General features: G+C 58.6%; 7 protein-coding genes. 4 read left to right on the forward strand and 3 right to left on the reverse strand.

The window, feature by feature from the left end; genetic code table 11:
- Positions 1-83 precede the first annotated feature (83 nt).
- From rho to P406_RS21490, 3 genes are all read right to left on the reverse strand, one after another.
- Positions 84-1343 (reverse strand): transcription termination factor Rho, encoded by a 1260-nt coding sequence (gene rho, locus P406_RS21480; RefSeq protein ID WP_002551560.1) that lies wholly within the window; start codon positions 1341-1343, stop codon positions 84-86.
- A 231-nt stretch (positions 1344-1574) separates the two neighbouring features.
- Entirely contained in the window at positions 1575-1904 is a 330-nt protein-coding gene (gene trxA / locus P406_RS21485; RefSeq protein WP_004409079.1) for a thioredoxin TrxA, read from the reverse strand.
- Between the two features lie 121 nt (positions 1905-2025).
- Positions 2026-2730, reverse strand: a complete 705-nt coding sequence (locus P406_RS21490; protein ID WP_004409077.1) for a FadR/GntR family transcriptional regulator — start codon at positions 2728-2730, stop codon at positions 2026-2028.
- A gap of 250 nt (positions 2731-2980) precedes the next feature.
- On the opposite strand from P406_RS21490, the gene P406_RS21495 reads away from it, so the two are divergent.
- From P406_RS21495 to P406_RS21510, 4 genes are read left to right on the forward strand one after another with little or no spacing between them, the layout of a single operon-like run.
- Positions 2981-3766 (forward strand): transporter substrate-binding domain-containing protein, encoded by a 786-nt coding sequence (locus tag P406_RS21495; protein ID WP_003317349.1) that lies wholly within the window; start codon positions 2981-2983, stop codon positions 3764-3766.
- A gap of 29 nt (positions 3767-3795) precedes the next feature.
- On the forward strand, positions 3796-4461 hold the full coding sequence (locus P406_RS21500) for an amino acid ABC transporter permease (protein ID WP_003414114.1): 666 nt from the start codon (positions 3796-3798) through the stop codon (positions 4459-4461).
- Entirely contained in the window at positions 4458-5108 is a 651-nt protein-coding gene (locus P406_RS21505; protein ID WP_032697623.1) for an amino acid ABC transporter permease, read from the forward strand. Before P406_RS21500 ends, P406_RS21505 begins: the two co-directional genes overlap by 4 nt.
- Positions 5095-5829, forward strand: coding sequence for an amino acid ABC transporter ATP-binding protein (locus tag P406_RS21510; RefSeq protein WP_003317352.1), 735 nt, complete (start codon positions 5095-5097; stop codon positions 5827-5829). The genes P406_RS21505 and P406_RS21510 overlap by 14 nt, the downstream gene beginning before the upstream one ends.
- Positions 5830-6204: the final 375 nt, after the last annotated feature.

Below are 6204 nucleotides of genomic sequence, written 5' to 3' on the forward strand. Positions count from 1 at the left end.
GCCCTTCAAGGCAGCTAATCGGCGGCACGCAGGCAAAAAAAATGGTGCCCCGAAGGACACCATTTTTTGTTTCAGCCTGCCTGTTACTTGCGTTTCATGGACAGGAAGAACTCGTCGTTGGTCTTGGTCTGCTTGAGCTTGTCGATGAGGAACTCGATAGCCGCGACTTCGTCCATCGGGTGCAGGAGCTTGCGCAGGATCCACATGCGCTGCAGCTCGTCATCAGCGGTCAACAGCTCTTCACGGCGCGTGCCGGAGCGGTTGATGTTGATGGCCGGGAACACGCGCTTCTCTGCGATCTTGCGATCCAGAGGCAGCTCCATGTTGCCGGTACCCTTGAACTCTTCGTAGATCACTTCATCCATCTTTGAACCGGTTTCAACCAGTGCGGTGGCGATGATGGTCAACGAGCCGCCTTCTTCGATGTTACGCGCAGCACCGAAGAAACGCTTAGGCTTCTCGAGTGCATGAGCATCGACACCACCGGTCAATACCTTGCCGGAGCTCGGGATGACGGTGTTGTAGGCACGTGCCAGACGGGTGATGGAGTCGAGCAGGATAACGACGTCTTTCTTGTGCTCGACCAGGCGCTTGGCCTTCTCGATCACCATTTCGGCAACCTGTACGTGACGGGTTGGCGGTTCGTCGAACGTCGAGGCGACCACTTCGCCGCGCACGGTGCGCTGCATCTCGGTCACTTCTTCCGGGCGCTCGTCGATCAGCAGAACGATCAGATGCACTTCCGGGTTGTTACGCGTGATGTTCGACGCGATGTTCTGCAGCATGATGGTCTTGCCCGCCTTCGGCGGAGCAACGATCAGACCACGCTGACCTTTACCGATCGGTGCGCACAGATCGATCACACGACCGGTCAGGTCTTCGGTGGAACCGTTACCGGCTTCCATCTTCATGCGGATCGTCGGGAACAACGGCGTCAGGTTTTCGAACAGAATCTTGTTCTTGGCGTTTTCCGGACGGTCGTAGTTGATCGTGTCGACCTTGAGCAGAGCGAAATAACGCTCGCCTTCCTTGGGTGGACGGATCTTGCCAACGATGGTGTCGCCGGTACGCAGGTTGAAGCGGCGGATCTGGCTGGGGGAGACATAGATGTCATCCGGGCCGGCCAGGTAGGAAGCGTCTGCAGAGCGCAGGAAACCGAAGCCGTCCTGGAGAATCTCCAGCACGCCATCACCGGATATTTCCTCGCCACTTTTGGCGTGCCGTTTGAGCAGGGAGAAAATGACGTCCTGCTTGCGCGAACGGGCCATATTCTCGATGCCAGCCTGTTCGGCCATTTCGAGCAATTCGGTAATCGGCTTTTGCTTGAGTTCAGTCAGGTTCATATGGGGAATGACGTAATCATGTATGGAGGGGGAAATTAAGCTTTTGGCTTAATGAGGCCGCGCCGCAGAGAAGGCGACAGGATCGCGTACTAAATCGAAAGGAGAGCGTCGGCGACGGCTAGCAGGGGGCAACGGAGAAGCCGTTGCGGGGCCGAATGTACCACCTGATTTTCCAGGCGTCTAGTACGACACCCGAAAAAAACCCCGCGATTTGCGGGGCTTTGAAACGCTTCAGATGTTGGCGTCGAGGAACGCAGCCAGCTGCGACTTCGACAGCGCACCGACTTTGGTCGCTTCAACGTTGCCATTCTTGAACAGCATCAGCGTAGGAATACCACGGACACCGTGCTTGGCAGGAGTGTCCTGATTTTCATCGATGTTCAGCTTGGCAACCGTCAGCTTGCCTTTATAGGTGCTGGCGATTTCGTCCAGAACCGGGGCGATCATTTTGCAAGGGCCACACCACTCAGCCCAGTAATCAACAAGTACAGCACCATCAGCCTTGAGTACGTCGGCTTCAAAGCTGGCGTCGGTGACGTGTTTGATCAGGTCGTTGCTCATGGAAGTCTCCGAGGTCATAGGCTAAAAACGACGTTCATCATAGCGGGCCTCAGGTGATTCAGGAAGCGAAGGTTCATTGAGTCTGACTATGATGGCTCATGACTGGAGTTATGGCAGGCGTTCAGTTGGCGGGCGACACGAACACGATGCCGGTGCGCAGTGCCGCGCCACGAATATGGTCCTGCATGGCCTTTTGCGCAGGCCCTGACGCATGTCGGGCCAGCGCACGAAGGATCTTGCGATGCTCCTGCCAGGTCTCCATGACCCTGGCCGCCCGGATGAACGGCATCTTCTGGCTTTCCAGAAAGATGTCGGCCCCGGCAGTCACGATCCCCAGCATCGCCTGATTGCCGCTGGCGACCAGAATGTGCCGATGAAACTCGAAGTCCAGCCGCGCCGCAGCCTCGAAGTCACCGGCACGCAATTCCAGGCGCATGGCTTCGACGTTGTCCTCCAGTACATCGCGCTCGTCGGCGGTCAGGGTCACGGCGGCCATGCCTGCTGCGAAACCTTCCAGTGCATAGCGCAGCTGAAAGGTGTCGGCGGGGGAAACCTGAGCTTCATAAGGCCAGGAAAAACCACTCGTGCGCTGTTCTGGTTCAGAAATCGACTGCACGAAGACGCCTTTGCCGGGCTGGACACTGACCACTCCGAGTGCGCTGAGCGATGACAGGGCTTCACGCAAAGACGCCCGACTGACCCCCAGCAAAACCGCCAGATCGCGTTGCGACGGCAGGCTTTCGCCGGGCTTGTACCCTTGCTCGGCGATCAATTTGCGAATGGCCCGGAGGGCTGATTCGGGTACTGCGAGTGAAGTGTGCGGCATCACTGTTCAGGCCAGTCAGTCCAGTAAAAATCCCTTTTATCCCCATCTCGAACATTCGGCAAGCGACGCCCAGCACTGGGGCGGCAAGGCTTTAAAGCGCGCCAAAGCAGGGCGCGAAGCCGCTCGACTGGTCTGACCAGTAAGACCATAAACGTGCTGCAAACCCTGATTCATGGCAGTTCACGAGCGGATGGCATGCGCTGTGCACTGGAGACAGGCCAACACCTTTCGTTTCGCCCGGAGACTTCATATGACCAAGCGTTACAGCGCCCTGCTTACTGCACTGTTTGCCAGTCTGATGCTGAGCCAGACACCCGCCCACGCCAACGGCCTGGACGACGTTGTAGCGCGCGGCACCCTCAAGGTGGCCGTTCCGCAGGACTTCCCGCCATTCGGCTCGGTAGGCCCGGACATGAAACCGCGCGGCCTGGACATCGATACTGCGCAGCTGCTGGCCGACAAGCTGAAGGTCAAGCTGGAGCTGACCCCGGTCAACAGCACCAACCGCATTCCGTTCCTGACCACCGGCAAGGTCGACCTGGTGATTTCCAGCCTGGGCAAGAACCCGGACCGCGAGAAAGTCATCGACTTCTCGCGCGCTTATGCGCCGTTCTACCTGGCGGTATTCGGGCCACCTGATTCGCCGGTCAAGGACATCGCTGACCTGAAAGGCAAGACCATCAGCGTCACCCGTGGCGCCATCGAAGACATCGAGCTGTCGAAAGTGGCTCCGGAAGGCGCGGTCATCAAGCGCTTCGAAGACAACAACTCGACCATCGCAGCCTATCTGGCCGGCCAGACCGACCTGATCGCCAGCGGCAACGTGGTAATGGTCGCGATCAGCGAGCGCAACCCCAAGCGCATCCCGGCGCTGAAAGTGAAACTCAAGGATTCGCCGGTCTACGTCGGCGTGAACAAGGGTCAGCCGGAACTGCTGGGCAAGGTCGATGAGATTCTGAATGCCGCCAAGGCTGACGGCTCGCTGGAAAAAGCTTCCCAGACCTGGCTGAAGCAACCGCTGCCTGCTGATCTCTGATCTCTGCTTTCCGGTAACAGGATTCACCAATGGCTTATCACTTCGACTTTACACCGGTCCTGCAGAGCATCGATCTGCTGTTGCGCGGGGCTTTGTTCACGCTGGAACTGACGGCCATTGGCACGCTGCTGGGCGTCAGTCTCGGTATTGTCGGTGCCGTCGTGAGGGCCTGGAAGATTCAGCCTTTTGCGACGATCTTTGCCATCTATGTCGAGCTGATCCGCAATACGCCGTTTCTGGTCCAGCTGTTCTTCATTTTCTTCGGTCTGCCGTCGCTCGGCGTGCAGATCACGGAATGGCAGGCAGCGGTGCTGGCGATGGTCATCAACCTGGGTGCCTACTCGACCGAAATCGTGCGGGCGGGTATCCAGGCGATTCCCAAGGGTCAGCTTGAAGCGTCGGCTGCGCTGGCGATGAACCGTTATGAAGCCTTTCGCCACGTGGTACTGGTTCCGGCGCTGGGCAAGGTCTGGCCGGCACTGAGCAGCCAGATCATCATCGTCATGCTGGGCTCGTCAGTCTGCTCGCAGATTGCCACTGAAGAACTGAGCTTCTATGCCAACTTCATTCAGTCACGCAACTTCCGCTCGTTCGAAACCTACATTGTGACCACGCTGATCTACCTGGCCATGGCACTGCTGATCCGGCAGTTGTTGGCCTGGATCGGGCGGCGCTACATCTCGAGGAACCGCTGATGGATTTCACCCTCTGGGACATCGTGCGCAATCTGCTGATCGGCCTGCAATGGACCTTGGCCTTGTCGCTGGTGGCCTTCATCGGCGGCGGGCTGATCGGTTTGCTGATCATGGGCATGCGCACCTCGGAAAAATCCGGCCCGCGCGTGACCGCGAAGCTCTATATAGAACTGTTTCAGGGCACACCGCTGTTGATGCAGTTGTTTCTGGTGTTCTTCGGTGTCGCGCTGATGGGCATGAACATTTCGCCCTGGGCTGCGGCGGCACTGGCCTTGACGCTATTTACCAGCGCCTACCTCGCGGAAATCTGGCGTGGCTGCGTCGAATCTATTTCCAAGGGCCAGTGGGAAGCATCCGCGAGCCTGGCGCTGACCCCGTTCGAGCAGATGCGCTATGTGATTCTGCCGCAGGCGTTGCGCATCGCGGTCGCGCCGACGGTCGGCTTTTCCGTGCAGGTAGTCAAAGGCACGGCGGTGACGTCGATCATCGGTTTCACCGAGCTGACCAAGACCGGCAGCATGCTGGCCAACGCCACGTTCGAACCTTTCATGGTCTATGGCTTCGTTGCCTTGGGCTACTTCATCCTGTGCTACCCCTTGTCGCTGTGCGCGCGCCATCTGGAAAGGAGACTGCATGCCTCTGCTTAGAATTTCCGCCCTGCATAAATACTATGGCGATCATCACGTGCTCAAAGGCATCGATCTGTCGGTCGAAGAAGGCCAGGTCGTGGCGATCATCGGTCGCAGCGGCTCGGGCAAAAGCACCCTGTTGCGCACGCTCAACGGCCTGGAGTCGATCAACGATGGTGTGATCGAGGTCGATGGCGAATACCTGGATGCCGCACGCGCCGATCTGCGCACGCTGCGCCAGAAGGTCGGCATGGTGTTCCAGCAGTTCAACCTGTTCCCGCACCTGAGCGTGGGTGAGAACGTCATGCTTGCGCCGCAGGTCGTGCAGAAAGTACCGAAGGCCGAGGCCGCCAAACTGGCGAGGAAGATGCTCGAACGCGTCGGGCTGGGCGAGAAATTCGACGCCTTCCCGGATCGCCTGTCCGGTGGTCAGCAGCAACGCGTAGCGATTGCCCGCGCGCTGGCGATGTCGCCCAAGGTCTTGCTGTGCGACGAAATCACCTCGGCGCTGGACCCGGAGCTGGTCAACGAAGTACTCAGCGTGGTGCGCCAGCTGGCAGCCGATGGCATGACCCTGATCATGGTCACCCACGAAATGCGCTTCGCGCGTGAAGTAGGCGACAAGCTGGTGTTCATGCACCAGGGCAAGGTGCATGAAGTGGGCGATCCGAAAGTACTCTTCGCCAACCCGAAAACCCCGGAACTGGCGAACTTCATCGGCACAGTGGAGCACGCCTGACGCTGAACGCAGAGCGTCCGGAACAGCATGTCCACGCGAAGCGATCAGCGTTATACACAAACCCCGAAGAGCCTGGAAAAGGGCTGAAGCGGCAGTGTCTGGCTGGACAGAAATCTTGGTGGGAGTGAGCTTGCTCACGAAGGCGTTGGTCCAAACACTATATCTCCGGTGGCTTCACCGGCCTCTTCGCGAGCAAGCTCGCTCCCACGAAGACTGTGTGTAACGCTGAGCGCGGAGCATGTTGCGGGCACTTATCGTTCCTCACGCTCCGTGTGGAAATGCATTTCGTGACGCTCCGCGTCACAGCTACATGCTGTATCGGGCTGGACAGAAATCTTGGTGGGAGTGAGCTTGCTCACGAAGACTTTGGTCCAA

The organism is Pseudomonas syringae pv. coryli str. NCPPB 4273, from assembly GCF_000972175.1.
Taxonomy (GTDB): Bacteria; Pseudomonadota; Gammaproteobacteria; order Pseudomonadales; family Pseudomonadaceae; genus Aquipseudomonas; species Aquipseudomonas syringae.